Source organism: Mesorhizobium sp. LNHC221B00 (genome assembly GCF_000502935.1).
Lineage (GTDB): Bacteria > Pseudomonadota > Alphaproteobacteria > Rhizobiales > Rhizobiaceae > Mesorhizobium > Mesorhizobium opportunistum.
In genome coordinates this window covers 175,180-201,313 of sequence record NZ_AYWR01000007.1, presented here as the reverse complement: position 1 = coordinate 201,313, position 26,134 = coordinate 175,180, and the positions used below count along the sequence as shown (strand labels likewise).

General features: G+C 63.8%; 32 protein-coding genes. 11 read left to right on the top strand and 21 right to left on the bottom strand.

Features of this window, described 5'->3' with window-relative positions:
- Window positions 1–65 precede the first annotated feature (65 nt).
- The 12 genes from tilS to ybgC form a co-directional block, all read right to left on the bottom strand.
- Complete coding sequence (gene tilS, locus X741_RS154415; RefSeq protein WP_023777669.1) at window positions 66–1,433, bottom strand: tRNA lysidine(34) synthetase TilS; 1,368 nt, start codon at window positions 1,431–1,433, stop codon at window positions 66–68.
- A 40-nt stretch (window positions 1,434–1,473) separates the two neighbouring features.
- On the bottom strand, window positions 1,474–2,580 hold the full coding sequence (gene ybgF / locus X741_RS154420) for a tol-pal system protein YbgF (protein ID WP_023777668.1): 1,107 nt from the start codon (window positions 2,578–2,580) through the stop codon (window positions 1,474–1,476).
- Between the two features lie 221 nt (window positions 2,581–2,801).
- The gene (gene pal / locus X741_RS154425) at window positions 2,802–3,308 is read right to left on the bottom strand and encodes a peptidoglycan-associated lipoprotein Pal (RefSeq protein ID WP_013892538.1); all 507 of its coding nucleotides are present in this window, start codon (window positions 3,306–3,308) and stop codon (window positions 2,802–2,804) included.
- 245 nt (window positions 3,309–3,553) lie between these two features.
- Window positions 3,554–3,826: a four helix bundle protein gene (locus X741_RS01000000166495; protein ID WP_280940335.1), complete on the bottom strand. Its 273-nt coding sequence runs from the start codon at window positions 3,824–3,826 to the stop codon at window positions 3,554–3,556.
- Window positions 3,756–3,944, bottom strand: a complete 189-nt coding sequence (locus tag X741_RS1000000171455) for a four helix bundle protein (protein ID WP_023777666.1) — start codon at window positions 3,942–3,944, stop codon at window positions 3,756–3,758. The genes X741_RS01000000166495 and X741_RS1000000171455 overlap by 71 nt, the downstream gene beginning before the upstream one ends.
- Window positions 3,945–3,980: 36 nt before the next feature.
- Window positions 3,981–5,264 carry a Tol-Pal system beta propeller repeat protein TolB gene (tolB, locus tag X741_RS154430; protein WP_245272696.1) on the bottom strand — a complete coding sequence of 428 codons (1,284 nt, stop codon included), beginning with the start codon at window positions 5,262–5,264 and terminating at the stop codon, window positions 3,981–3,983.
- Window positions 5,265–5,330: 66 nt separating this feature from the next.
- On the bottom strand, window positions 5,331–6,488 hold the full coding sequence (locus tag X741_RS154435; protein WP_023777664.1) for a cell envelope integrity protein TolA: 1,158 nt from the start codon (window positions 6,486–6,488) through the stop codon (window positions 5,331–5,333).
- A gap of 7 nt (window positions 6,489–6,495) precedes the next feature.
- A complete protein-coding gene (gene tolR, locus X741_RS154440) occupies window positions 6,496–6,948 on the bottom strand; it encodes a protein TolR (protein WP_013892535.1) in 453 nt (150 codons plus the stop codon).
- A gap of 12 nt (window positions 6,949–6,960) precedes the next feature.
- Window positions 6,961–7,671 carry a protein TolQ gene (gene tolQ / locus X741_RS154445; RefSeq protein ID WP_023766137.1) on the bottom strand — a complete coding sequence of 237 codons (711 nt, stop codon included), beginning with the start codon at window positions 7,669–7,671 and terminating at the stop codon, window positions 6,961–6,963.
- Window positions 7,672–7,943: 272 nt separating this feature from the next.
- Entirely contained in the window at window positions 7,944–8,258 is a 315-nt protein-coding gene (locus X741_RS154450) for a type II toxin-antitoxin system RelE/ParE family toxin (protein ID WP_023777663.1), read from the bottom strand.
- Window positions 8,248–8,523, bottom strand: a complete 276-nt coding sequence (locus X741_RS154455) for a type II toxin-antitoxin system ParD family antitoxin (protein WP_023777662.1) — start codon at window positions 8,521–8,523, stop codon at window positions 8,248–8,250. The genes X741_RS154450 and X741_RS154455 overlap by 11 nt, the downstream gene beginning before the upstream one ends.
- Window positions 8,524–8,673: 150 nt before the next feature.
- The gene (gene ybgC, locus X741_RS154460) at window positions 8,674–9,147 is read right to left on the bottom strand and encodes a tol-pal system-associated acyl-CoA thioesterase (RefSeq protein ID WP_023777661.1); all 474 of its coding nucleotides are present in this window, start codon (window positions 9,145–9,147) and stop codon (window positions 8,674–8,676) included.
- Window positions 9,148–9,202: 55 nt separating this feature from the next.
- On the opposite strand from ybgC, the gene X741_RS154465 reads away from it, so the two are divergent.
- Window positions 9,203–10,453, top strand: coding sequence for a cellulase family glycosylhydrolase (locus tag X741_RS154465; RefSeq protein ID WP_023777660.1), 1,251 nt, complete (start codon window positions 9,203–9,205; stop codon window positions 10,451–10,453).
- 8 nt (window positions 10,454–10,461) lie between these two features.
- Here the strand turns inward: X741_RS154465 and X741_RS154470 are convergent, their stop codons facing one another.
- From X741_RS154470 to X741_RS154490, 5 genes are all read right to left on the bottom strand, one after another.
- Window positions 10,462–11,358: a metallophosphoesterase gene (locus X741_RS154470; RefSeq protein WP_023777659.1), complete on the bottom strand. Its 897-nt coding sequence runs from the start codon at window positions 11,356–11,358 to the stop codon at window positions 10,462–10,464.
- Between the two features lie 161 nt (window positions 11,359–11,519).
- Window positions 11,520–12,557: a Holliday junction branch migration DNA helicase RuvB gene (gene ruvB / locus X741_RS154475; protein ID WP_023777658.1), complete on the bottom strand. Its 1,038-nt coding sequence runs from the start codon at window positions 12,555–12,557 to the stop codon at window positions 11,520–11,522.
- Window positions 12,558–12,600: 43 nt separating this feature from the next.
- Complete coding sequence (gene ruvA, locus X741_RS154480) at window positions 12,601–13,221, bottom strand: Holliday junction branch migration protein RuvA (protein ID WP_023777657.1); 621 nt, start codon at window positions 13,219–13,221, stop codon at window positions 12,601–12,603.
- A gap of 13 nt (window positions 13,222–13,234) precedes the next feature.
- Window positions 13,235–13,747 carry a crossover junction endodeoxyribonuclease RuvC gene (gene ruvC / locus X741_RS154485; RefSeq protein WP_013892528.1) on the bottom strand — a complete coding sequence of 171 codons (513 nt, stop codon included), beginning with the start codon at window positions 13,745–13,747 and terminating at the stop codon, window positions 13,235–13,237.
- Between the two features lie 62 nt (window positions 13,748–13,809).
- Window positions 13,810–14,343 carry a DUF1465 family protein gene (locus X741_RS154490; protein WP_023777656.1) on the bottom strand — a complete coding sequence of 178 codons (534 nt, stop codon included), beginning with the start codon at window positions 14,341–14,343 and terminating at the stop codon, window positions 13,810–13,812.
- Window positions 14,344–14,883: 540 nt separating this feature from the next.
- Here X741_RS154490 and X741_RS154495 point away from each other — a divergent pair.
- Window positions 14,884–15,435, top strand: a complete 552-nt coding sequence (locus tag X741_RS154495) for a DUF2269 family protein (protein ID WP_023777655.1) — start codon at window positions 14,884–14,886, stop codon at window positions 15,433–15,435.
- A 41-nt stretch (window positions 15,436–15,476) separates the two neighbouring features.
- Here X741_RS154495 and X741_RS154500 read toward each other — a convergent pair whose 3' ends face one another.
- The 3 genes from X741_RS154500 to X741_RS154510 form a co-directional block, all read right to left on the bottom strand.
- Window positions 15,477–16,247 carry a sulfite exporter TauE/SafE family protein gene (locus tag X741_RS154500; RefSeq protein WP_023777654.1) on the bottom strand — a complete coding sequence of 257 codons (771 nt, stop codon included), beginning with the start codon at window positions 16,245–16,247 and terminating at the stop codon, window positions 15,477–15,479.
- A 119-nt stretch (window positions 16,248–16,366) separates the two neighbouring features.
- The gene (locus X741_RS154505) at window positions 16,367–17,095 is read right to left on the bottom strand and encodes a class I SAM-dependent methyltransferase (RefSeq protein WP_023777653.1); all 729 of its coding nucleotides are present in this window, start codon (window positions 17,093–17,095) and stop codon (window positions 16,367–16,369) included.
- Between the two features lie 110 nt (window positions 17,096–17,205).
- The gene (locus X741_RS154510; protein ID WP_013892523.1) at window positions 17,206–17,655 is read right to left on the bottom strand and encodes an Lrp/AsnC family transcriptional regulator; all 450 of its coding nucleotides are present in this window, start codon (window positions 17,653–17,655) and stop codon (window positions 17,206–17,208) included.
- 133 nt (window positions 17,656–17,788) lie between these two features.
- On the opposite strand from X741_RS154510, the gene X741_RS154515 reads away from it, so the two are divergent.
- The 3 genes from X741_RS154515 to X741_RS154525 all read left to right on the top strand — a co-directional run bounded on the left by X741_RS154515 (window position 17,789) and on the right by X741_RS154525 (window position 20,507).
- Window positions 17,789–18,673 carry a DMT family transporter gene (locus X741_RS154515; RefSeq protein ID WP_023777652.1) on the top strand — a complete coding sequence of 295 codons (885 nt, stop codon included), beginning with the start codon at window positions 17,789–17,791 and terminating at the stop codon, window positions 18,671–18,673.
- A gap of 141 nt (window positions 18,674–18,814) precedes the next feature.
- A complete protein-coding gene (locus X741_RS154520; RefSeq protein WP_023777651.1) occupies window positions 18,815–19,462 on the top strand; it encodes a thiamine phosphate synthase in 648 nt (215 codons plus the stop codon).
- A 1-nt stretch (window position 19,463) separates the two neighbouring features.
- Entirely contained in the window at window positions 19,464–20,507 is a 1,044-nt protein-coding gene (locus X741_RS154525; protein WP_023777650.1) for a tetratricopeptide repeat protein, read from the top strand.
- 15 nt (window positions 20,508–20,522) lie between these two features.
- Here the strand turns inward: X741_RS154525 and X741_RS154530 are convergent, their stop codons facing one another.
- The gene (locus X741_RS154530) at window positions 20,523–21,539 is read right to left on the bottom strand and encodes an NAD(P)-dependent alcohol dehydrogenase (protein ID WP_023777649.1); all 1,017 of its coding nucleotides are present in this window, start codon (window positions 21,537–21,539) and stop codon (window positions 20,523–20,525) included.
- Here X741_RS154530 and X741_RS1000000169705 point away from each other — a divergent pair.
- The 6 genes from X741_RS1000000169705 (at window position 21,529) to X741_RS154550 (ending at window position 26,133) form a co-directional block, all read left to right on the top strand.
- Complete coding sequence (locus tag X741_RS1000000169705; protein ID WP_198023955.1) at window positions 21,529–22,332, top strand: LysR family transcriptional regulator; 804 nt, start codon at window positions 21,529–21,531, stop codon at window positions 22,330–22,332. The two genes, X741_RS154530 and X741_RS1000000169705, sit on opposite strands and share 11 nt — an antisense overlap.
- The gene (locus tag X741_RS1000000169700; protein WP_023777647.1) at window positions 22,332–22,508 is read left to right on the top strand and encodes a hypothetical protein; all 177 of its coding nucleotides are present in this window, start codon (window positions 22,332–22,334) and stop codon (window positions 22,506–22,508) included. Before X741_RS1000000169705 ends, X741_RS1000000169700 begins: the two co-directional genes overlap by 1 nt.
- Window positions 22,509–22,647: 139 nt before the next feature.
- A complete protein-coding gene (gene efp, locus X741_RS154535; RefSeq protein ID WP_013892519.1) occupies window positions 22,648–23,214 on the top strand; it encodes an elongation factor P in 567 nt (188 codons plus the stop codon).
- 84 nt (window positions 23,215–23,298) lie between these two features.
- Window positions 23,299–24,099, top strand: a complete 801-nt coding sequence (locus X741_RS154540) for an inositol monophosphatase family protein (protein ID WP_013892518.1) — start codon at window positions 23,299–23,301, stop codon at window positions 24,097–24,099.
- A 151-nt stretch (window positions 24,100–24,250) separates the two neighbouring features.
- Window positions 24,251–24,955: a hemolysin III family protein gene (locus tag X741_RS154545; RefSeq protein WP_023777646.1), complete on the top strand. Its 705-nt coding sequence runs from the start codon at window positions 24,251–24,253 to the stop codon at window positions 24,953–24,955.
- Window positions 24,956–25,107: 152 nt separating this feature from the next.
- Complete coding sequence (locus X741_RS154550; protein WP_013892516.1) at window positions 25,108–26,133, top strand: MotA/TolQ/ExbB proton channel family protein; 1,026 nt, start codon at window positions 25,108–25,110, stop codon at window positions 26,131–26,133.
- Window position 26,134 lies beyond the last annotated feature (1 nt).

Genomic DNA, 26,134 nt, shown 5'->3' with positions numbered 1-26,134 from the left:
ACATAGGGAGACCGTCCCCCCTTGCCAAGCAGAACAGCATGTCTGGGTTAAGCTTTCGACCACCGTCAACCGGCACTGTGGCCGCCGCAAGGCAAGGCGGGAAGCGATGGCGCGCCAATCAGGCCGGCGACGGCCCGCGCCGGCGCCAGGTCGAAGGACGGCAGGAAGCGGGCAAAAGGCGCAACGACCGGCCGCGCGTCGAACCCTGGCGATGCCGGTTCGCCCTGCTGCACATCAGGGTTTTCAAAGGCTTGCCGCGATGTCGGTTCCGCGGCCAACGCAGCGCGCATCAGGCTTGCCGGGGTTTCTCCCGCGTCGGTCGGCAGCCGCTTCGCTGCTGCCGCACCCAGCGGCGCGATCAACAATCCGGCGGAGCTGTCGTTCAATGTGATGTGGCGGCGGCCATCCCAGATGGTGTTGTCGATAGCCGCGGCGGCAGGCGGCAAGCCACGCGCCTCGCGGCGCAGGAAGATACCGGCACGCCGGAAATCGACCACCGTCCGCGACAATGTGGCACAAAGAAATCCGGCCTTCAGCCGGGCGAACAGTGCCTCGCCGCGGGCCTGGTCCGGCAGGAAGGCAATCCCCCCGACGGTCGCCAGCAGGATGCGCAACGCATAGATGGCCCCGCGCTCGTCGCCGGTCGAGAGCAGTTGCGGGTCGAGGCGCACAAGGCCCGTGGCCGGCTGGCTGGCAAAACGCCGGATCAGGTCGGCGGCATCGAGACCAAGCTGTCCGCGCTCGATGGCAGCCTGGCTGGCCAGGACCAAAGCCTCGTCCATGCGCCGGACATTATCGTCGGCAAGTGCCGCTCTCACGCGCGGCCGCTCGAAGCTCTCGTCGCTGTTGGTCGGATCCTCTGCCCAGCCGACATGTTTGCTTTGCAGGAAATCGCGCAGTGCCGCGCGCCGCGTGCCCAGCAGCGGCCGCACGATCCATTCGCGCCAGTCGTAGAGCGTGGCCGGCGCCATGCCGGCCAGCCCCCGACCCTGTACATTGCCCAGGCTCCCGTCGCGGGCGTGGCGCATCAGCACCGTCTCGGCCTGGTCGTCGGCGGTGTGGCCGGTCACGATCAGGCCGATGCCTTCCGCCTGGGCTGCGCTTGCCAGCAACCGGTAGCGCGCCTCCCGTGCCGCCGCCGGCAGACCGGTCGAAGGCTTGCGCCCGGACCAGACCATGGTGCGGTGGGCGATGCCCCGCTCCGCGCACAGCTTCGCCACGGCTTGCGCCTCCGCCGCCGAGCCCTGTCGCAGGCCATGGTCGATGGTCACCGCCAACAGCTTGGCGGACGGCGCGGATCGATCGAGATGATGTTTGAGAAGCAGAAGCAAGGCGGTCGAATCGCTGCCGCCGGATACGGCCGCAACAGCGCCGTTGGTGAAATCGATATGCGAAAAAAGTCTGGTCGAAAGATCAGGCCCGGAATCGAGCATCAACATCCCGGTTCTTGGGCTGGGACATGCAGGCGAAAAATCAGCACGCAGCCAGTGCCTTCTCCTGCTTGACGCGTTCCTTGAGGGCGCTGGAAATGTCGGGATAACGCTTGCCGATCTCGCCGAAAGTAGCGCAGGCGACGTCATGCTGCTTGAGACCGACCAGCGACACGCCGAGCTTCAGCAGCATGTCCGGCGCTTTCTTGGCCTTGGGATAGTCCTTGCTGGCCGAGAGGAACACCTCTGCCGCGTCGCGGAATTTCTGCTGACCCAGCAGCGACTCGCCCAGCCAGTAATGCGCGTCGGCTGTCTTGGCATCCCTGGGGAAGCGCGAGATGTGATCGCGGAACCCCTGCTCGGCCGTGCCGTAGTCGCCCGACAGGATGAACTGATATGAATTGCGGTAAAGTTCTTCCGGATCGTTGGTGGCGGGCAGCGCCGCGACCACCGTGCCGTCCGACTTGCCTGCCTTCGCCGGCGCACCGGTGGCCGGAGCGGCATCCTGCGCCGGCGCGGTCGCCTGGGTGTTGCCGCCGGCGTCGATCACATTGCCGTTCTTGTCGACGGTGATGGAACCAAAGGTCTTTTCCGGTGCTCCGGTTCCGGGGATCACCTTGCCCGGGTCGCCATCGGGCGATTCGACGATGACGTCCTCGACCGTCTTGCCGCCGGTGGACTGATTGCTGCCGGCCCCGGCGCCGGCATCGGCCGGCGCCTTGGCTGCGGGGGCAGAGGCCACGTCGTTGTTGGTGCCGGCATCCGACTTCTTCTGTGCCGGTGCTTGTCCGCCTTGCGCCCCGCCTTCGAGCTGCTGGAAGCGGAACTCGTTGTCTTCCTGCTGCTTGCGGATCTGTTCCTGCATCTGCAGGATCTGGAAATTGAGTTCCTCGATCTTGCCGTTCATCTGCCGCAGCTGATCCTCGAGCGCGGTTGCGCCGGCGCCATTCGACTGCTGTGCAAGCTGGACCTGGTCCGGTTTCTTCTTGTCGCCGAACAGGCTGGGCAACTCGATCGACGGCAGATGGAAGGAAAAGCCGCTGTCGGTTGATTGCCCCGGGCCACTAGCCCCCAAGCCGCTAGCCGAGGCTGTGACGCCTGATAGGAGCAGCAGCGCAAGCGTGCCGCTCAGAACCGATCTCAAATGCATGTGCCTCTCGCGTATGTCGTTAGTTGTCCGCGCCTTCCAATCACCATGAGACCAGCCAAGCGCCCTCGGCTCATAGCAGGGCGCGAGACTTCGGCCAAATTTTGTTTCGGGCAGCCGGATAGGAAAAAGGCGGCCCGAGGGCCGCCTTTCGCAAAGCTGTGTTGCATTTCTGCCGCTACCGCCGCGCCCTCTCCTGGCGCAGGCGGACGGCCCTGCGCCGATCAGGAACCGGCGCCGCTGAGCGTGGTGACCGCACGGCGGTTCTGCGACCAGCAGGAGATGTCGTCGCACACCGCGACCGGGCGTTCCTTGCCGTACGAAATCGTCTTCAGGCGGCTGGAAGCGACACCCTTGGAAACGAGGAAGTCGCGGGCCGCGGCGGCGCGGCGGGCGCCGAGCGCCAGATTGTATTCGCGCGTGCCGCGTTCGTCGGCATGGCCTTCGACGACAATGGCATACTGCTTGTACTGGTTCAGCCACTGCGCCTGCCGGGCGAGCGTCGTCTGCGCGTCGGCACGGATCGAGGACGAGTCCGTGTCGAAGAAGATGCGGTCGCCGATGTTGACGGTGAAGTCCTGCGCCGAGCCGGGCGTTGCGGCACCCGCGCCGTTGAGGCCGAGATCAGCGGCGCTGTTCGGCGTCTTCTTCGAGGCGCAACCGGCGATGGCGAGCATCGCCACCAGCGCGATCATGACCGGGTTTCTGGTAAGTGCTGCGATACGGCCCATGCCGCCTCTCCTTCGTATTTCGAGTGATCGTATTCGAGTGATTTCGTTGATCACCCAGTAACCACGTTTGGGTTAACCGGTATTCAAGAAACACGGTTAATATTAGGTTTAGCTGCCCGTCCGCACCTGTTTGGCTTGAGGCCACAATTGGCGCGGACCCTAGGCGGAAATACGGCCAAAACGCGACGAAGGCGTGGAAAAAGGGGAATTGAAGAGTTGGAGAATTGAAGAGTTGGAGAAAGAGGTCACTTCAGCGCTGCTCTGAGATTCACCAGCATCCCGTAGATTTGGCTATAGAACTGCTGCCATCTGTCGAGTTGTGTCGTCGAGATGTACTCAAGGTCGGATGCGTAGGAAATCCAGGTCTCCACCTCGCTGCACGATCCCATCGCCATCGAAATGAACCGCGCGAATTCAGCTTTGGAGTGAGGTTGTTTGGCAAACCCCTCAGCCAGATTGGCGCAGATCGCCTTGCTTGAACGGCGCAATTGATCGGCGCAATTGATCGGCGAGCGCATATTGCTCGATCTTCGGAAAGGCAAGCGTGGCTTTGTGAATCTCGAGAGAAATAGTATAGGCCCGCTTGTAGACCTCAAGGTCCCTGGCGCGCCCAACGTAGCCTCCCTGCTTCTCCATTTCTCAGTTCTTCAATTCCTCAGTTCCTCAATTCCCCTATTCAAGCAACGGCGACCAGGCCGGATCGGACGCAAAATTCGAAGTCGGGATCGGCTGCTCGTTGCGGCCGGTGAGATCGACCGAGATCAGTTTCGGACCACCATTGGCGTCGCGGAAGAACATCAGGACGCGGCCGTTCGGCGCCCAGGTCGGCCCTTCCTGCTGGAAGCCCGACGACAGGATGCGCTCGCCCGAACCGTCGGTCTTCATGACGCCGATCTGGAATTCGCCGCCGGTCTGCTTGGTGAAGGCGATAAGGTCGCCGCGCGGCGACCATACCGGCGTCGAATAGACGCCGTCGCCGAATGAAATGCGGGTCTGGCCGGAGCCGTCCGCGCCCATCACGTAGATCTGCGCGCGGCCGCCGCGGTCGGATGTGAACACGACCTTGCTGCCGTCCGGCGAATAGGAGGGCGAGGTGTCGATGGCGGTCGAGTTGGTCAGCCGCGTCGTCGAGCGGCTGCGCAGATCCATGGCGAAGATGTTGGAATTGCCGTCGTCGCGCAGCAGGCTCATGATCACCTTCTGGCCGTCGGGCGAGAAGCGCGGCGCGAACGTCATGCCGGGGAAGTTGCCGACGAGTTCGCGCTGCCCGGTCTCGATCTGCAGGAGATAGACCCGCGGCTGGCCGCTTTCATAGGACATGTAGGTGATCTCTTGCCGGTTCGGCGAGAAGCGCGGCGTCAGCACGATCGACCGGCCGTCCGAGAGATAGCGGACGTTGGCGCCGTCCTGGTCCATGATGGCAAGGCGCTTCTTGCGCGCGTTCTTGGCGCCGGACTCGTCGATGAAGACGACGCGCGTGTCGAAATAGCCCTTCTCGCCGGTCAATCGCTCATAGATGGCGTCGGCGATGATGTGGGCGACGCGGCGCTGGTTGGCATCGTTGGCGAAGAACTGCTCGCCGGCCATCTGCTGGCCGGCAAAGGTGTCCCAAAGCCGGTACTGCGCGCGGATGCGCCCATCGGCCTCCTTGCTGACGCTGCCGGTGACCAGCGCCTGGGCGTTGATCACCTTCCAGTCGTCGAAGCGGGGTGCGGCATCCGGGTTCGAGATCTTCTCGATGAAAGCACTCTTGTCGATCGGCGCGAACAGGCCGGAACGCTTGAGGTCGGCGGTGATGATTTGCGAGATCTGGGCACCAAGCGCATCGCCGCCCTGGAAATCCGTGATGGCGATCGGCAACGGCTCGACATTACCCTTGTTGACGTTGAGCTCGACCAGCGCCAGTGCCGGCAGGGTGCCGGCAGCGGTCATGCCCATCGCCATCGCTGCGATCATCAGGAGCGGCTTGAGGATTGATTTCATGTCTTCTCGCTTCTCATACTGATTTTCGGATAACCGGACCTAGAGGCCGAGCATTTCCCTTGGATCGAAGGTGACCCGGATGTCGTTCCAGATGTCTTGCTTGCCGGCGGGAACCTGCAGCCCGGCCACGTCGCATTTCTGCACCGCACGGACCGCGCTCTCATCGAACTGCCGGTTGCCGCTCGATTTTTCTACCGATGGACGACCATCGAGCTTGCCGGAGTTGTCCAGGTTGAAACGCACCACCACGACGAAACTCTCCGAGCCTTCCAGCCCGGCCGGCAGCGTCCAGCAACCGCCCAGCTGGCTTTCCAGAGCTCCCTGTTCGGACTTAGAGAGCTTCTGGCCCTGATCCTTGTCACCGCCGAGCGAGGCTTGCTGGGTCGAACGCTTGGCGCCGCCGCCGGACGGCTTCTGCTTGTCGAGGAGAGCAGAGATTTCGTCGGCGTTGAACTGCTTGTCGTCGGACTTTGGCTTGGACGACGCTTCCTTGACCGGCTTGTCGGCATCCTTGCGGTCCGGTGCCTTGGCGCTTTCCGCCTGTGCCGGCTGCGGCTTCGGCCGCGCTTCCGGCGCCGGCGCCGAGCTTGGCAATTGGGTCTCTTCGGTCGGCGGGTCCTTCGCTATGGCCTCGGCGACCGCATCAGGCTTGACCTCGGGCGTCGGATCGATAGCGGCGGTCTTGTCCTGCGGCGGCGGGGTCGGCGCCGGCTTGGCCGGCGTCGGCTTGGGCTCCACCTGCTTGACCGGCTCGGGCTTGACCTCTTCCTTGGGCTGCGGCGCCGGCGCCACTTCCGTCGCCGGAATGGGCTTCGGCTTTTCCTGCGGCTTCGGCACGTCCTCGGTCTTCGGCGTTTCCTTGGGAGTCGGTGCAGGTGGCGGAGCCGAGGTCGTATCGACCGGCTTGGGCTTGGCTTCCGGCGTTATCGGCTTGTCGGTGTCGACGCTGTTCTCGCCGACTTTCTGCGCATTCGGCACGATATCGGGACGCTGCGTCGGCAACGGCGCGGGCTTTTCATGCATCACGGCCTTCTTGTCGCCCTGCAATGTCTGCGCGATGGCTTCCATCGGCACGATATCGACCGCGACCGACTCGACATCGGCCGACGGCAGCGCGGCCGGAGCCGACAGGGTGAACAAGCCGAAGGCCAGCACCGCCGTGTGCAGGATCACCGATGTGGTGAGGCCGGTCTTCATCGTCTTGCTACTGATCCTGTTCCTGCAGTGAAACCAGGCCGATGTTCTTGTAGCCGGCGGCCGAAATGCGGGCCATCACCTTCATCGCCGTGCCGTAGTCGGTGGATTTGTCGCCACGAATAAAGATGCGCTCCTCATAGCCGGTCTTCGAGATCGCCTGCAGCTTGGCCACCAACTCCTCGATCGGAATCTCGGTCTCCTGCAGATAGATCTTACCCGCGGCATCGATCGAGACGGTGATCGGCTGCGTGTCGGCATTCATCGCCTTGGCCTGCGTATCCGGCAGGTCGATCGGCACGCCGACCGTCAGCATCGGTGCGGCGACCATGAAGATGATCAACAGCACCAGCATGACGTCGACCATCGGCGTGACGTTGATTTCCGACATCAGTCCATGGTGACGGCCGCGCCGCCGGTGGCCGCGCCCGCCGCGCCCTGCCATGCCTACGGACATACCCATCTTTTGTGCTCCTCAGGCCTTCGGCGCGACTTTTTCATCGATTTGGCGCGAGAGTATGGCGGAGAACTCGTCGGAGAACCCTTCCATGCGCACCGCTATCTTGCTCGCGTCGGACGACAGTTTGTTGTAGGCGATGACGGCGGGAATGGCGGCGAGCAGGCCGATGGCCGTCGCCAGCAGTGCCTCGGCGATACCGGGCGCGACCACCGCAAGGCTGGTGTTCTTGGAGCCGGCGATGGCCTGGAACGAGGTCATGATGCCGATGACGGTGCCGAACAGGCCGATAAAGGGGGCGGCCGAGCCGGTGGTGGCGAGGAAGCCGAGGCGCCCCTCGAGCTTCTCCATCTCGCGGGTCAGCGCCAGGTCCATGGCCTTGTCGATGCGGGTCTGCAGCCCGAGCGGCGTTTTTGCACCTTTCTCGAAGCTCTTCTTCCACTCACGCATGGCGGCGACGAAAATGGCGCCCATACCTGACGTCTTGCGGTCGGCGAGCGTGCGGTAGAGTTCCTCCAGCGACTGTCCCGACCAGAAGACCTGCTCGAAGCGGTTGAGCGCCAGCCGCATGCGGCCATAGGCAACCAGCTTGTCGATTATGATCGCCCAGGTCCAGACCGAGGCACAAAGCAGCCCGATCATGACCAGCTTGACCACCCAGCTGGCCTGCATGAACAGCGCCCAAATCGACAATTGCGCGCCCGGTTCGGCGAGTGCGATATTTTCCATCGTTACGTCCTTAAGGTTTCCGGGCGAAGCTGGCGGCTGGCCCCTGGCATCCCTTGTGGTCGGTTCGCACGAAGCTACCGGGCACCCCAAGTCGAGCCTTTCGCGGCCTTTTCGGGGCAAATATTGGTGAAAGGAAGGCGCTGGATAGCGCCAATCTTCACCAATCTCTTCATGAACCGTTATGGTTAAGGATGGGTTAGTCCGTAAGGCGCGGCGCATTGCCGCGCCCGATGGCGTGGCCGGGGCGCAGACATAAGGTTTGTGCGATGCGGCTAGAAGTCCGTTTCGTCCACATAATAGGTGGGGTAGTCCTGCCCGCCATAGAGGATACGCAGGATCAGCACCTGCTCTGCGTCGACCCGAAACAGGATCGACGCACGACGTTCGAAGCCGACGACGCGGACGCCGGATGCGACGGCGTCGCGAACGATGCCACGTTCCGGGAACGTGGATAGCGCCATGCATGCTGCCTCAATGCGGTCGATATAGCCGCCGGCACGCGCGGCACCGCTTTCCTTTTCGATGTAGTTGTAAATGGCAAAGAGATCGGACTGCGCCGAGGGTCTGAAAAAGACCCTATGCGTCACGCTTGGCGGCCTTCATCCGGTCTGCATGGTGCTCGCGCAATGCCTTGAACACGTCCTCGGTGGGGATGTCCGGACGCGGATCATCGAGAGCCTCCTTCACCTTGGCTCGCATGATGGCGGCGATGACCTGTTCCTCGCGGTCAAGGGCGCGAAGCGCGGCACGCATGACTTCGCTCGCGGAATCATACGCTCCCGACGCCAGTCGGGCGTCGAGGCTGCTCTGCTGGCGTCCAAGCGTCACGCTTATGGGCTTGCTGGTTCTCATGGCGAATGTTTCCTAGTGCCTCCTCATAGCACAGTGTATGACGCTGTCATACTATTTTCTGACGCGCCACCCGGCTTTCTGACGCGCCACCCCGGCTGAAAACCGGGTTGATGAGCTTTAGCGCCGCTAGGGGCAATCCGTTCAATCAGCCTACGCAGCAGACTTGGGCATGAACGCCGCGATCCATTCCTTGGGGAAGCGTCTCGGCCGGCCATTCTCGCCTATAATCGCCGCTTCGACCTTGGCTTCGACCAGCACCTCGTCGCCGCGTTTGAGCTGCTGCGCCATGAAGATGCGAGCTCCGGAAATGGCCTCGGTACGGGTGTCGACGGTCAGGATGTCGTCGATGCGGGCGGGGATACGGAAGTCGATCTCCATGCGCCGCACCACCCAGACTATTCTTTCGCCATGCTTGCCGTCGGCGAGTTCGGTGTGATGCACGCCGGTGAGTCTGAGATAGTCGGAGCGGCCGCGCTCGAGGAATTCGAGATAACGCGCATGGTAGACGACACCCGAAAAATCGGTGTCGGCATGGTAGACCCGCGCCATCAGCCGATGACCGGACGCCGTCAGCGCACCGGAAAGCCCGGCCAGCAGCGTCGCCGATTCACCATGATCGCCCATTGCGCTTCCTTTTTCAGTCGCGGCGAGGCACCTGTTCCCCGTGACCTAGCATCGGATGGCACTGTTGACGGCGATGATCAAGAGTTTGATGGCGGGGCTGCTGGTGCTGGCGGCCCTGTCGCTGCCTGGCCATGCGGCGACCTTCTCGATGAAGCGCGGTCTCAATCTCGACCAGTGGGTCACCTGGCCCGGCGAAGATCAATGGAGCGACGCCAAGGCCATCCTGCCCTATCCCGAGTGGCGCACATTCCTTGGGGAAGACGATCTCAGGAGGCTGAAGGACGCCGGCTTCGATTTCCTGCGCATGCCGGTCGACCCTTCGCCCTTGCTGTCCGACCAGACGACAGCGTTGCGCGACGACCTCTATGCCAGCGTGCTGGACTCGGTGCGCATGATCAACCGCGCCGGCGTGAAGGTGATCGTCGATATGCATCTGATCCCCGCCGGCGGCAGCCGCAAGATCGGCATGGCTGAGGTGATGGACGACCCGCGGACCTTCGAGCTTTATGTCGACATGGTGCGCAAGATGGCCCGCACCCTGTCCGGTGAGGATCCCAGGAAGGTCGCCTTCGAATTGATGAACGAACCGATCGTCGATTGCGACAGCGACGGCACCAGCCTGTGGCCCGAGCGTCAGCAGAAATTGTTCGCCGCCGCCCGATCCTCGGCGACGAAACTCACCCTGGTGCTGACCGGCGCCTGCTATTCCGCCGCGTCGTCGCTGGAGAAGATAGACCCGAAGGCCATCCCCGACGACAATGTCATCTGGACCTTCCATTCCTACGATCCGTTCCTGCTCACCCACCAAGGCGCGACCTGGGCCGGCGACTTCATCCCCTATGTGACCGGCCTGCCCTATCCGCTGACATCAGTGCCGAAGGCGCAGCTCGAAATGACGCTGGACACCATCCGCGCCCGGATTAAGGCCGAGGCGCCATGGACACGGCAGAGCGGCCTGCTTGCCTATCTCGACCAACAGGTCGCCAGCATGGACAGCCCCGACAAGCTCGACGGCCTGATGGATGCGCCGTTCAAGAAGGTCGAGGCGTGGGCGAAGGCCAACCACATCAAGCCGGAAAACATCACGTTGGGCGAGTTCGGCATGATCCGCCAAGAATACGGCAATTCCTACGTGATGCCGCCCGAGTATCGAGCCGCCTATGTCAAGGACATGATCGCCCGCGCCGAGGCGCACGGTTTCTCATGGTCGGTGTGGAGCTATGGCGGCGCGTTCGGCATCGTCGACGCCTTCAACGGCGACAAGGCCGAGCCGGACGTGATGAAGGCAATCCGCAACCTGCGCTGAACCACGCATCAGCCAAGGTCGATCGACAGGATTTCCGGACGCATCCCGAAACGGATGGGCAAATTGCTGAAGCCAAGTCCGCCTGAGACGATCAGGTTGCGGTCGCTTTCCACGACATGGCCGTAGGCGTAGCGATTGCCGTAACGCGACGGCACGATCGGCGAATAACCGAACAGCCGCACCTGCCCGCCATGGGTGTGTCCCGACAGCGTCAGCGAAACCCGCCACGGTACTTTCGGGAAGATATCCGGCTCGTGCGCCAGCAAGATGACAGGCGAGCTATCGCTGACCTTGGCCAGCGTGCCGTCGAGATCGTCCAGCCCCTTGGGCCCGTCGCCCTTTTTGGTCGGCAGCAGGGCCAGCTGATCGGCGAGCCCCGCGATCCAGACACCATGCCCATCCTTTTCCAGGCGCACGGCGTCGTTTTCGAGCACCGGAATGCCGACTTTCTCCAATGCCTTGCGCGCGATCGTCGGACCAACCCCTGCCCGTTGCGCGAAGCCGTCGTTCCACCAGTCGTGGTTGCCAAGGATAGACAGCACGCCGAGCGGCGCCTTGAGCCCTGACAGGGCGCCCGCCCATTGCGGTGGCGTCACTCTTTGCGAAACCAGGCGCATGCCGGCGATGTAGTCGCCAAGCAACACGATCAGGTCCGGTTGCAGGGCATTCGCCTCTTCGGCAAGCGATGCGATTCGCTCCTGCGTCATCCACGGCCGGCAGGCATGGATGTCGGCCAGGGCGACGACACGCAGCTTCAGCCCCGCCGGCCAATTCGGCGGCGTCAGCGCATAGCGCTTCACATGCGTCAGCAGCATCGGCTCGATGCCGACCGCATAGGCGCTGAACGCGGCGACCGACAGGAACGACCCGCCCATGAAGCGCAGGAACCCGCGTCTGGTTATCATTCTATGGCTCCGGCACTTGGATCGCGGCGTCGTGCCGCGAGGCAGCGCCGATAAAATCCACGATTGCGCCGGCAAATCGGCAAAGACGAGTAGATTTTGCGCAGGGCGTTCACAGATGCTTGATCATTGGGTCTGGAACCCGCGCCTGATCATTGGCGCCGCTACTCTTCCTGGAACAGGTTGATCTGCTGCTGCGCCAGATCCTTCGGCGCGTCGAGGCCGAGGTGGCGCCAGGCATTGGCCGTCAGCATGCGTCCGCGTGGCGTGCGCTGGATGAAGCCCTGTTGGATCAGATAGGGCTCGATGATGTCCTCGATGGCGTCGCGCGGCTCGGACAGGCCGGCCGCGATCGTCTCGATGCCGACCGGCCCGCCACCGAAATTGCGGGCGATCATGGAGAGGTAGCGCCGGTCGAGCGCGTCGAGGCCGAGCGCGTCGACCTCCAGCCGGGTCAGGGCCTCATCGGCGATCAGGCGGTCGACATGGCCGTCGCCGGCCACGGAGGCGAAATCGCGCACGCGGCGCAGCAGCCGGCCGGCGATGCGTGGCGTGCCGCGCGCGCGCCGCGCGATCTCGAGCGCGCCATCGTCGCCGAGCGGCATCTGCAGGATGCGCGCACCGCGCCGCACGATCTGTTCCAATTCCTCGACCGTATAGAAATTAAGCCGCACCGGAATGCCGAAACGGTCGCGCAGCGGATTGGTGAGCAGGCCAAGCCGCGTCGTGGCGGCGACCAGCGTGAACCGGGCAAGGTCGATCTTGACCGAACGCGCCGCCGGCCCCTCGCCGATGATCAGGTCGAGCTGGAAATCCTCCATCGCCGGGTAGAGGATTTCCTCCACCGCCGGGTTCAGCCGGTGGATCTCGTCGATGAACAACACGTCGCCTTCTTCGAGATTGGTGAGCAGTGCGGCGAGATCGCCGGCTTTGGCGATGACCGGCCCGGAGGTCGAGCGGAAATTGACGCCGAGCTCGCGTGCCATGATCTGCGCCAGCGTGGTCTTGCCGAGCCCCGGCGGACCGACGAACAGTACATGGTCGAGCGCCTCGTTGCGGCCCTTGGCAGCTTCGATGAACACTTTGAGGTTGGCCCGCACCGCCGCCTGGCCGACGAAATCGTCAAGCGTCTGCGGCCGCAAGGTCTGCTCAGAATCCTCGCCGCGTTTTTCGGGAGCAATAAGGCGGGGCGCTAGGCTCATGCCGTCTTCCTCGCATATGGCCGGGAAACGGACAAGCGAGCCCTCACCGCGCCAGTTCCTTCAGCCCGAAGCGGATCAGCTTCGAGGCGTCCGCGTCCTCGCCCGCCGTCTTCAGCGCCGCCGATACCGCATTGGCGGCGGTGTCGCGCGAATAGCCGAGGTTGACCAGCGCCGAGACGGCATCGGTGATCGGCGCGGGCGCCACGCCCTCGCCGAGCTCCTGCTTCAGGCCGATGGTGCCGGAGGCGGCGCCGGCATAAGCCGGTGCCTTGTTCTTCAACTCGGTGACGATGCGCTCGGCCACTTTCTTGCCGACACCCGGCGCGCGCGAAACCATGGCGATGTCGCGCAGCGCGATCGCATTGGCGAGGTCGGCCGGCGTCAGCGTCGACAGGATGGCCAGCGCCACCTTGGCGCCGACGCCCGGCACATTGTTCATCAGCAGCCGAAACCACTCGCGCTCGAGCTGCGACTGGAAGCCATAAAGGCGCAGCATATCCTCGCGCACATAGGTCTCGATGAACAGCACCACCGCTTCGCCCGGAGAAGGCAGTGCTGCCAACGTGCGCGCCGAGCAATAGGCGACATAGCCGACGCCATGGATGTCGACGAGGCAATGATCCTCGTCGATCTCGTCCAACGTGCCCTTGAGCTTGCCGATCATTCCGCAAAGCCTCTCATGATGCCAATGCCGCCATCCGGTAAGCAACGCTTTGCCGGTGATGCGCGTGGCAAATCGCGATCGCCAGCGCGTCCGCGGCATGTTCGGTGTCGAAGGTCGCTTTCGGCAGCAGCACCTTCACCATCATGTGGATCTGCTTCTTGTCGCCATGGCCGACGCCGATCACCGCCTTCTTGACGGCGTTGGGCGCATATTCGGCGACGACGAGGCCGGCGCGCGCCGGCACCAGCATGGCGATGCCGCGCGCCTGGCCGAGCTTCAGCGTCGCCACCGCATCCTTGTTGACGAAGGTCTGTTCGACGGCCGCTTCGTGCGGCATGGCCGCATGCAGAACCTCGGCGAGCCCGTCATGCAACTGGCAAAGCCGCGTTGCCAGTGCCGCCTTGTCCTCGGAGCGCACGGTGCCGGAAGCGACGAAGCGCAAGGAATTGCCGAGGCTCTCGACGATACCCCAGCCGGTGCGCCTGAGCCCCGGATCAATCCCGATAATGCGAATCGCGTCCCCCATCCGGCGAGTTTACCTCCGGCGGACAGCGATGCCAGCAAAATGTGAACAAACCAGAAACGGAGCTAGTTGCGGGCGAAAGCTGTGTTCAGCAGGCTGATCTGGTCCGAAACCGGATTGGCCCGGCGGGCCACGGGCTGCATGTCTACCATGGCGCTGGCGCCGTAGATCTCCTCGTCCATGCGGCGCACCAGCGCCTGCAGGCGCAGCGAGCGGGTGACGAGGTCGAGGAAATCGTCGGGCAGTTCGGCCCAGCCGGCCGCCTCGTCATGGGCGGAAGCCGTGTCGAGGCGCACCTTGGATTTTTCCGAAGCGACCTGGTCGCGGGTCATCTCGCCGGAATTGGCCGCGCGCTGCAAAAGCAGCCACGAGGCAACCTGCATCAGCCTGGTGGTCAGCCGCATCGATTCGGCCGCGTAGAGCGTGGCGGCCAGCCGCGACAGCTTCTTGGCCTCGGCCCGGCCCTTGCCGTCGAGATATTCCGCTGCCTGTTCGACCAGGCCCATGCCTTCCTGATAGAGCGGTTTGAAGGAGTGCGAAAAAACCCGGCGCTCCGCCAGTTTGACGGTTTTCGCACTGCCCTTCGAAACCTCGTTCATGGATACGCCCCTGCACTTGCAACCGGCCGATTCGGCTCACTGCCGATACACCCGGGACCCTAGATGACTGAAGCTTGAAAATGCGCTTCGCCAGGGGTGAAGGCAAGCACATGTTTAACAGAAGGTTAACAGCGATCCCCTGCGCGCAATGTCGCTGGAATGCGGACAAAAAAAGAGCCGCGGATAAGGCGGCTCTCAGGAGTTTAACAGGGAGGCGTCAAACAAAGTGGCTCCAACCACTCGGTAAGAATCCAGATCACTGGATGGACATAGTAAACGCCTGTAAAGCTTAATGGACCCTTAACGGCACCGATGTTTTTTGACCGAACGTCCCGCTCCTGTGCCGTAACAGCACACGGACCGAGCCTCGCTTCGGGCCCCGGAGCTATTGCCGGGAGCCGCGCCGATCGAACCGCCGAAACACAGGCGGTTTTTCGCGACATCGTTCCGAAACAGGCGGCACGCTAAACGCCCGCTCCTCCGACGGCTGGCGCATGTCCGCTCCGCCGCGGCAACCCGGAAATATCCCAGGAGCAACCGATGGACTGGTATTCGATCGTCAAATTTCTCCACATCGTCTCAGCCACCTTGTGGGTCGGCGGCGGCTTCGTACTGTTTCTGCTCGGTATGATTGCCGAGCGCGCCGGCAACATCGAGGACAAGCTTCAGGCGATGCGTGCCAGTGGGCAGTTGGGCGGGCGCTTCTTCGCACCGATGTCGATGCTTACCTTGCTCTTCGGCCTTGTCATGTGCGGCTTCTGGGTTGGCTTCTCCGATCTTTGGATCATCATCGGCCTGGTCGGCTACGCCACCACCTTCTCGATCGGCATGTTCATCTTCAAGCCCACCGGCGAGCGCATGGCTGCGATGATCGCCACGGAAGGCGTCACGCCTTCCCTGCTTGCCATTGGCCAGCGCATGATGAGCACGGCACGCTTCGACTATGCGGTGATGCTGGTGATCGTCGCCGACATGGTGCTCAAGCCGACCGCGGATGACATCGGCATTCTCGCCGGCATGGTGCTGGTCCTGGTGGCGGGCGCCATGCTGGCCTTCGGCGGAAGCCGTCGCCTTGTGCCCAGCGCCGCCTGATCCCGCAGACGGTGAGGGCGGCTGAACAGCCGCCTCGCCTGTTATATGAGGCCTGCGATGCCGTCCCACAGCAGCTTCAGCGCCACCACTGCCACCGTGGCGTAGGTGAAGGGGTAAAAAATCTCCGGCCGCATGCGCCGTACCAGCCAGGCGCCGGCGATCGTCGACAGCGGCGCCAGCGGCATCAGCACGGCGGACGCCGTCAGGTTGGCGGTGTCGAACTGGCCGAGTGCGAAATAGGGCACGAGCTTCAACGCATTGGTGGCGGCAAAGAAGATCGCCGCCGTGCCCGAGAGCACCTTGGGGTCCAGCCGGATCGGCAAGGCATAGACCTGGAAGGGCGGCCCGCCGACATGCGCGACGAAGCTGGTGAAGCCGGCAACGGTTCCCCATAGGGCGGCAGCCACGCGGTTGGGTTCGGCGGCATGGCTCGAGCCATGCCGAAACTGCAAATAGAGCCAGCGCAGCACGAAGATGATGGCGACGGCGCCGACGATCAGCCGCACCGCTTCCTCGGTGACCAGGGCTGCTGTCAGCCAGCCGAGGCCGATGCCGATGACGGCGCCCGGCATCATGTCGACCAGCATCTTGCGGTCGTAAACACCCCACCAGGTCCACACCGAGACGATGTCCATCAGGCACAGGATGGGCAGCAGGATGGCCGCCGCCTGCACCGGCGGCATGGTCAATGCCATCAGCGGCACGCCGACGAAGCCGACGGCGCCGCCGAAGCCGCCCTTGGACAGGCCGACCAGAATGACCGCCGGAATGGCGGCCGCATAGAACCACGGATCGAGAAGCAGGCCTGACATGGGGAGGAACTGGTCTGGAGGGAAAGCGCGTCAACGGCCTGAATAGCCTAGAATTACGCGTCGGGCGACTGCAAATCTGGGCCGCCCGCCGCGCACCCGGCCAATGGCTGGCGCCGACCCTATCGCCGGGCCGAAACCAGCAGGAACATCGGCCGCTCGAGCTCTTCCGCCAGTTCCGGCCTGGCCGCGATCTGCTCGGCCGTCGGACAGAAATCCTCGACATGCTCTATGGTGAAGCCGGACCGGATCAGGCTGTTCAGCGTGGTGCCCATCGTGCGGTGATATTTGACCACCCCCTTGGCAAGCCAGTCGGTCTGGCGAGGGCCTTCCACCAGATACTGGTCGACGGGCCACGTCTTGCGGCCTTCGGCATCGATGAGCCAGCCGGGTTTGGTCGGCGCCGTGTAGATCGGATGTTCCGTCGAGAAGACGAAATGGCCGCCGGGCGAAAGGGCTCGATGCACCGTCCCGAACAGCCGCGCGACGTCCTCGACATAATGGAGCGCAAGCGAGCTGTAGGCGAGGTCGAAGGCACCTTGCGGCAGGCTGAGCTGGTCGAGATCGGCCCACTTATAGGTGATGCCGGTGTCCGGGCCGGCGGCTCTCGCCCGGGCGAGCATCTTCTCCGACAGGTCCAGGCCAAGGATCTCTCGCGCCCCATTCTCATGCGCCCAGCGGCAGAACCAGCCGAAGCCGCAGCCGAGATCGACGACCCGCAAGCCGCCGATTTCAGGCAGCATCGCCCGCAGCGCCGGCCATTCGGCAGCGCCCTCCAAGCCCTCGACCGAACGGCCAAGCTGGCTGTAGCCGGCGAAGAAATCCGGCTGGTCGTAGATATTCTGAGCCATGTTTTCCTCGTTGTCAGGCAATCATCGTTCCCGGACAATCATCTGGTGGAAGACTGACATTTGGTGGGCTGGCCGCGCATTTCCACCTCGGCCACGCGGTGTCAAGGCAATCAGGCCGACGGTGCCCCGAGCGGTGGTGGCCGCCGCCGGATCGGCTGCGCCTTGATGATGGCGGTGCTGGTCTCGGCCTTGTCGGCGATGCGGTCGAGAATGCCGTCGAGATCACCGATCGAGCGCACGAACAGTCGCGCGACGAAGCAGTCATCGCCCGTCACCTTGTCGCATTCGCCAAACTCGGCAATCTCCTCGATCAGCTTCTGGACGATGTGCAGCTTGCCCGGCAAAGGCTTGATGCGCACGATCGCTTGCAGCGTATAGCCGAGCGCCAGCGGATCGATCTCGACCGTGAACGCCCGGATGACGCCACGCTCCTCAAGCCGCCGAAGCCGCTCCGAAACACTCGGCGACGACAGCCCGACCTGGGCCGCCAGATCCTTCAGCGAGGTCCGCGCGTCCCTTACCAGGATTTCGAGGAGATTTCGGTCGAGATCGTCAAGCATTTCAGATTTCTCGCAAATTCGGAGTGGACACCTAATATAATTAGGTCCTCTATCCATATTCCCTTTTCCAGATGATGGAAAGCATCCGCATCGCATGAGATTATGCAGCCTCAACGGGTTTGAGAAGTCCATCATGAACGATACGGTACGCGGCACGATCGAAATGTCCGCCGCCATGGCGATCCTTGGAACGATCGGCTGGTTCGTGATCATGTCCGGCCAGCCGATCATGGATGTGGTGTTCTGGCGCTGCGCATTCGGCGCGCTGACGCTGCTGATCATCTGTGCCTCGCTCGGATTGTTGCGCAACAGACTGCCGCTGCGCATCATCGGCCTCGCAGCACTCGGCGGCGCGGCCATCGTCATCAACTGGCTGCTCCTGTTCAGCGCCTTCTCACGCGCGTCGATCTCCATCGCCACCGCCGTCTACAACACGCAGCCCTTCATGCTGGTCGGCTTCGGCGCGCTCTTCTTCGCCGAGCGGCTGACCCTGACCAAACTGACCTGGCTAGCGATCGCTTTCGCCGGCATGGTGCTGATCGTCGGTGCCGCCCCTGACGCCGGCGATGTCGGCACCAACTATTTCGCCGGCATCCTGATGGCGCTGGCCGCGGCCTTCTTCTGGGCAGTCGCTGCCATTGTCACCAAGAAGCTCAAGGGCACGCCGCCGCATTTGATCGCGCTCATCCAGGTCTGTGTCGGCGTCGTCATGCTGGCGCCCTTCGCCAATCTCTCGCATCTCCCCGCCGACCCATGGAGCTGGGCCATGCTGGCGACGCTGGGCGTCGTCCACACCGGCCTGATGTACATCCTGATGTATGGCGCCATCCAGAAACTGCCGACACACCTGCAGGGATCGCTGTCCTTCATCTATCCGGTCGTTGCCATCCTGGTCGATGTCACCGCCTTCGGCCATCGCTTGCATCTCAGCCAGGTCGTCGGCGCGGCCGCCATCCTGATCGCTGCCGCCGGGATGAATCTCGGCTGGACGCTGTGGAGGTCGCGGGCCCCGGCCTGACGACCGCAACCGCTCACGAGATACCTGGAGGCGTTTCGACCAGCGATCCCGCCCGTCCGCCTGTTCAAAGCGGGCACTTTGCTCTATGCCGCAATCCAACCATCTTCGCCCGGCATAGGCGAAACTCGGGATCGAAGAGCCATGAACGACGCAACGCCCCCCAACCGCTGCCGCATTGTGCTGATCGCGCCGCCAGGCGTGCCGGCGGACCGTATCGCGGCCGCATTCGACGGCGGCGACGTCGCTTCGCTGATCCTGCCGGAGAACGGCATGGACGAGGCCTCCTTCCAGGCCTTCGCCGAACAAATCGTGCCGGCGGCGCAGGCCGCGGGCGTGGCCGTCATCATCGCCGGCGACACCCGGATCGCCGGCCGTGTCCAGGCCGACGGCATCCATGTCGAGGTTTCCAAGGCCGAGCTCGCCGAAACGATTGGGCATTTCCAGGCCAAGATGATGGTCGGCACCGGCGGCGCCAAGACGCGTGACGATGCGCTTGAACTTGGCGAGACGCGGCCCGACTACATCTTCTTCGGCCGCTTCGGCTACGACAACAAGCCCGAGCCGCACCCGCGCAACCTGTCGCTGGGGCGATGGTGGGCCGACATGATCCAGATCCCCTGCATCGTCATGGCTGGATCCGACCTCGCATCCATCGAGACGGTGGCCGCCACCGGTGCCGAATTCGTCGCCCTGTCGAGCGCGGTGTTCGCCGACGGCGTCGATCCGCAGGCGGCGGTCGCCCAAGCCAACGCGTCGCTCGACGAAACCGCGCCGCGCTTCGAGGATTGACGTGGCGTCGGCAAGGCTTCCCCTTCAGGCCCTGCTTGCGGCGGTCATGATCCAGACCGCTGCCGCCGCTGAAACGGTACCCTTGCCGCAGCCCAAGCCGGATACCGGCATGCATACCGACAAGCCGATCGAAAACCAGCTGCCGCAGCCCGCCACCACCGCGGAGCCCGCGCCCTTGCCCTCGGCCGACAACATCAACCCCGACCGCTTCGGCGCCAAGCCGGCGGACGCGGCCTATGGCGCCTTCCAGCGCGGGCTCTACAAGACCGCTTACAACCTCGCGCTGGTCCGCGCCCAGAATGGCGACCCGGCGGCGCAGACGCTGGTGGCCGAGATCCTGTCGCGCGGGCTCGGCGTGCCGCTCAATGCGGCGGAGGCGGCGAAATGGTATGCGCTTGCCGCCGAACAGGGCGTGCCGGAATCTCAGTTCCAGTACGCGCTGATGCTGCTCGACGGGCGCTACGTCAAGAAGGACGAGAAGGAGGCCTATGCGCTGATGCAGGCCGCCGCCGAAGCCGGCAACCGGCTGGCGCAATTCAATTTCGCGCAGATGCTGGTCCAGCAGGATCCCGGCGACGCAGGCTGGAGCAAGGCGGTCTCCTACTATGAGCGCGCCGCAGCGACCGGCCTCGCCGACGCGCAGTACGCCATGTCCCAGATCTATGCCAACGGCGTCGGCGGCAAGACCCGCGACGACGCGCACGCAAGGCGCCTGTTGGCGCAGGCCGCGCGGCAGAACTACGACACCGCGCAGATCGACCTCGCCGCCTGGATGATCGAGGGCCGCGGCGGCGCGCGCGACCTGAAATCCGCCTTCGGCTGGACGAAGCAGGCAGCCGAAGGCGGCAATGTCGCCGCCGAGAACCGCCTGGCGAAACTCTATATGGAAGGCATCGGAGTCGACCCCGACCTGGTGCTCGCCGCCGCCTGGTACATCGTCGCGCGCCGCGCCGGTCTCATCGATCCTCAGATGGATGATTTCCTGCAAGGGCTGAGCGACGACCAGACCAAGCAGGCCTTGCAGAAGGCGAACCGCCTGCCTTGAGACTGGCTCATGCGGTCATTGGATGTGATCCAGGACGACCTTGCCAAAGGGTGATCCGTGTTCGAGGTGCCGGAAGGCCGCGGCCGCATCCTGCCAGGCAAACACCTTGTCGATCATGGGTTTCATCCGGTTGACGGTCATGCCTCGGTTCATCGCCTCGAAGGACTCGCGCGAACCGACCGGTATGCCGCGCGCCCTGACCTGGCGGCGAAAGATGTCGAGCGGATTGATCGACCCTTCGCTGCCGCCGAGATAGCCGATGACGTTGATCTGGGCACCGCGCGCCGCAGCCTTCAACGATTTGTCGAAGCTTTGTGGTCCGCCGACTTCAATGATGTGGTCGGCACCACGGCCATCGGTCAGCGCCAGCACCGCCCCCGCCCAGTCCGGATCGCTGCGGTAGTTGATGCCGTCATGCGCGCCAAGCGCCTTAGCCCGCGTGAGCTTGTTGTCGCTGCTTGAGGTGACGATCACGCGTGCGCCCGCTGCCGCGGCGAACTGCACAGCAAACAGCGACACGCCGCCAGTGCCCAAACTGAGCACCGTATCGCCCGGCTTCATCCGGCCTTCAGTGAACAGCGCATGCCAGGCCGTGACCGCGGCGCAAGGCAAAGTCGCCGCTTCGACATCGCTCAGATGCGGTGGCGCAAGCACGGCTGCCTGTTCGTCCAGCCGCGCGAACTCGCTGAGCAGACCATCGATGGGACCGCCACGCTGATAGGAAGGTTCGGCCATGGCAAAGCTGCCGCCGACCCAGCGCTGCCAGAACGTGCCGCAGACGCGGTCGCCGGCCTTGAAGCGGGTCACTTCGGCGCCAACCGCAACCACTTCGCCGACACCGTCCGAAAGCGGAATCAGCGGCAGCGCAAAGGCAGTGTGGTAGCTACCACGGGCGATTTCGACATCCCGGTAGTTGAGCGCGGTCGCCTTGACCCTGATGATCATCTCCTGGCGGCCTGGTTCCGGCATCGGCCGCTCCACCGGTCTGAGATTTTCGATGCCGCCGGGGGCCTGCAATTCGATGGCCTTCATTGTCTTCCCTTTCCTTTTGGCAACCCGCCAAGGGAAAATCGCTTGCCTGCGCGCCGATTTCAAATTCATAATAATCAGAATGATTATGCATCTGGAGTATTTCGACGATGCTGGAGAACTGCGCACCCTTGTTCTCTTTGCTGAGGAAGGTTCGATCCAGAATGTGGCCCGCCGCCTGCCTTTGACGCAGCCGGCCGTTACCCGGCAGATCCAGCGGCTGGAAGAGATGCTTGGGACCACGCTTCTCGATCGTCGGCAGAAGCCTCCGCGCCTGACGGCAGCGGGATCGGAGGCGCTGGCGCGTGCAAAGCACATACTGGCTTCGGTCCAGGCTCTGAAGGCGTTCGCTGCAGATGCCGAGCCGCAAGGCGTACTGCGTGTCGGCCTGGCACACGGCTTGTCCGACGCAAGCGTCGCCGGCGCTATCGCCGGCGCGGCTGCTGCGTTCCCCAAACTATCGCTGCGGCTCAAGACCGGCTGGAGCGCGGAACTCATCGAGCAATTCGAACGCGGCCAACTCGACGCGGCGATCGTTCTGCGACCTGCCGATCATCAGTGCTCGGACGCGCTTGGCATCGAACGTCTCTGCATCGTGCAGGCTGGCGGCACCGAAACCCATCTTGCAGACGCTGGGACTCACATGTCTTGGGTTCTTAGCCCCGAGCCCTGCGACGCGCGTCAGAAACTCCTCTCAAGTTTGGGCGGCGAACGGCATCGGCTCGTTGTGGCGGCCGAAATTCAGGATCCGGCAATGCAGATGGAGTGGGTACGTCGTGGGCATGCCTCGGCCTGATGCCATTGCGGCTCGCGGCGCGAGGACTTCCCGACGGCCTCGCGCTTGTCGATATCGAAGATTTAGATCTTTCACTGCAGGTCGTGGCGCTGCGCTCTCCGCACCTCAACCGGCTGGCGAATGCCGCGGATGCCATTGCAAAGGCCGTCGGCGAAGCCATCAAAATCGAGACCTGATGCCGGCTGGCAGGCCAGAGCCGATCCCGCGTCCCTTGCCTCTCCGGGCGATTTGTGGTCTTGGAAGCCCGAAATCGCTTTCCCAGCGACAATCCCATACCAACGGCTGGCCGTTGGCAGCATCCCGGATCACCTCATCATGGCCAAGATCAACGGCAACGAAATCCGTCCCGGCTACGTCATCGAGCACGATGGCGGCCTCTGGGTGGCGGTCAGGACCAACACCGTCAAGCCCGGCAAGGGCGGCGCCTACAACCAGGTCGAGCTGAAGAACCTCATCAACGGCACCAAGCTCAACGAGCGCTTCCGCTCGGCCGAGACGGTCGAGCAGATCCGCCTCGACCTGAAGGATTTTTCCTTCCTCTACGAACAGGACGACGCGCTGGTGTTCATGGACACCCAGAGCTACGAGCAGCTCGAACTGAACAAGGACTTCGTCGGCGACCGCGCCGCCTTCCTGCAGGACGGCATGATGGTGACGGTGCAGCTTTACGAGGAAAGGCCGATCGGCATCTCGCTGCCCGATTACGTGACCCTGGCGATCACCGAGGCGGATCCGGTGGTGAAGGGCCAGACGGCGGCATCCTCATACAAACCGGCGGTGCTGGAGAACGGCATCCGCGTTCTGGTGCCGCCCTTCATCGGCGCCGGCGAACGCATCATCGTCGACACCAACGAAATCACATACGTGCGCCGCGCCGACTGATGCATGTCGCCCAAAAGTGGCCCCGGTTTTGGGTCACCGACATGCATCAAGACAGAGTTTAATGCGGGCACAGGAAGACATACGATGGCACGCTCAGCCCTTCTCAACGTCATGGTCCAGGCCGCAATGAAGGCCGGCCGCTCGCTGTCGCGCGACTTCGGCGAGGTCCAGAACCTGCAGGTCTCGATGAAGGGGCCGGGCGACTATGTCAGCCAGGCCGACCGCAAGGCCGAGGACATCGTCTTTGCCGAACTGTCGAAGGCACGCCCGGGCTACGGCTTCCTGATGGAAGAGCGCGGCATCGTCGCCGGCGACGACAGCCAGCACCGCTGGATCGTCGATCCGCTCGACGGCACCACCAATTTCCTGCACGGCATTCCGCTGTTCGCCGTCTCGATCGCGCTCGAGCGCCAGGGCCAGATCGTCGCCGGCGTCATCTACAATCCGGCGATGGACGAACTCTATACGACTGAGCGCGGCGGCGGCGCCTTTCTGAACGACCGCCGTCTGCGCGTCGCTGGCCGCACCAAGCTCGTCGACGCCGTGATCGGCTGCGGCGTGCCGCATCTGGGACGCGGCCAGCACGGCAATTTCCTGATCGAGCTGCGCCACGTCATGGCCGAGGTCTCCGGCGTCAGGCGCCTTGGCTCGGCTTCGCTCGATCTCGCCTATGTCGCCGCCGGCCGCATGGACGGGTTTTGGGAAATCGGCCTGTCGGCCTGGGACATCGCCGCTGGCCTGCTCCTCATCCGCGAGGCGGGCGGCTTCGTCTCCGACATGGATGGCGGACAGGACATGCTGGACCATGGTTCGGTCGTCGCCGGCAACGAGATCATCCAGCGCGCGCTGCTGAAGACGGTGAAAAAGCCCCTCGCGCCCCGCTGAAGCAATTCCGGGAAAGGCGCGCAGCGCTTTCCCTGGGGAATTGCGTAAAGGCACAAATGCCGCCGCGCTGAACCGCCGCAGTCGCAAAACCGCAACCAAAGCTTGAAATACTGTCCGGCGGCTGCCCAGATAGGGTGACGCAGGATCATTGATGACGAACACACCGCCGCAACTCGAAATCCCCGCCGCACTCGAAATCCCCTTTGTCGGGCGCTGGCACTACTCCCGCGCGGAGATGATCGCCGACGGCATCGTCCATGCGGTCGGCATCGTGCTGGCGATCGCGGCCGGCTCGGCGTTGCTGGCGCTGGCGGCGTCTCGGGTCGGGCCAGGCGAATACATTGCCGCCGCCTTCTATGTCGTCTCGCTGCTCACCGTTCTGTCGGTATCGCTGACCTACAATCTGTGGCCGGTGACCTCGCCGGTGAAATGGGTCCTGCGGCGTTTCGATCACGCCGCGATCTATCTCCTGATCGCGGCCACCTACACGCCGTTTCTGGCACAGCTCGACGGCTCGCCGCTGGCCAATTGGATGATCGCGTTGGTCTGGGTCGCGGCGGCAACGGGCATCGCCATTAAGGTGTTCTTCCCCGGCCGCTTCGACCGCCTGGCGATCGTCTTCTATCTCGCCATCGGCTGGAGCGGGGTCGTGCTGGTCAAGCCGCTCGTCGAGACGCTGCCGACGACGTCGATCGGGCTCATTGTCGCCGGTGGCGTCGTCTATTCCTGCGGTGTCGTTTTCTTCGCCTGGAAGGGACTGCGCTTCCACAACGCGCTGTGGCACGGCTTCGTCGTCACCGGCGCCGGCTTGCATCTGGCAGCCATGGTCGACTGTCTGGTGATAAACCGCCTCTAATCCTGGATACCGATTTCGGTTTGCATGTCGGATGGACGCGCTGCACATTAGCCCCATGGCAATATTGCCAAGCGCCATTCAATTTGGTCACAATTCCGTTTAGAGTCGCCAACGACGTGATCGGCGGCAGCGGCATCGGAAACGGGGCACGAATGGCTTTTCTCAGATCCTTCGGCATGGGCAGGCGCTCCGACGTCCTGATCTACGATCCACATAAACTGTCGAGCCCGCAGGTCTTCCTGCTCACCATGGTCATCTTCCTGGCCATCGTGGCGTTTATCGCCGCGATATTGACCCGCCAGATCTCGACCGCCTTCGTCACCAATCCCGGCCTAAACGGCCTGATCGTCGGCGTGCTCGCCGTCGGCATCCTGCTGGCCTTCGTCCAGGTCGGGCGGCTGTTTCGCGAGGTGCGCTGGGTCAATTCCTTCCGGGCCGGCTCGGAAACCACCGAACCGGTGCTGCTGGCGCCGATGAAGGCGATGATCGGCCGTTCGTCGTCGATGGCCTTCTCGACCTCCTCGATGCGCACCATGCTCGATTCCATCGCCACGCGCCTCGATGAAAGCCGCGACACCTCGCGCTATCTTGTCGGCCTGCTGGTGTTCCTTGGCCTGCTCGGCACCTTCTGGGGCCTGTTGAACACGATCGGCTCGATCCGCGAGACCATCGAGTCGCTCGATCCCGGCACGGGTGACGCGGCCGCGGTGCTCGATTCGCTGAAGCAGGGCCTGTCGGCGCCGCTGGCTGGCATGGGCACCGCCTTCTCGTCCTCGCTGTTCGGCCTGTCCGGCTCGCTCGTGCTCGGCTTCCTCGACCTGCAGGCCGGCCGCGCCCAGACGCGCTTCTACACCGAGCTCGAGAACTGGCTGTCCTCGGTCACGGACCTCTCGTCCGACATCGTGGTTTCCGACCCCGCCAAGACCGAATCCTCCGACGAGATCCGCGTGCTGTCCGAAAAGCTGCGCAGCATGCAGGAGAACGGCGGCGGCTCCAACCCGCGCGTTGCCACCGCCATGGCCAATCTCGCCGACGGCATTTCCGGCCTGGTCAAGAACATGCGCTCCGAGCAGCAGATCATGCGCGACTGGGTCGAGGCTCAGTCCGACGAGCAGAAGGCGATGCGCAACACGCTGGAAAAGATCGCCGACGCCCTGAAGAAGCAGGGAGTACACTAGC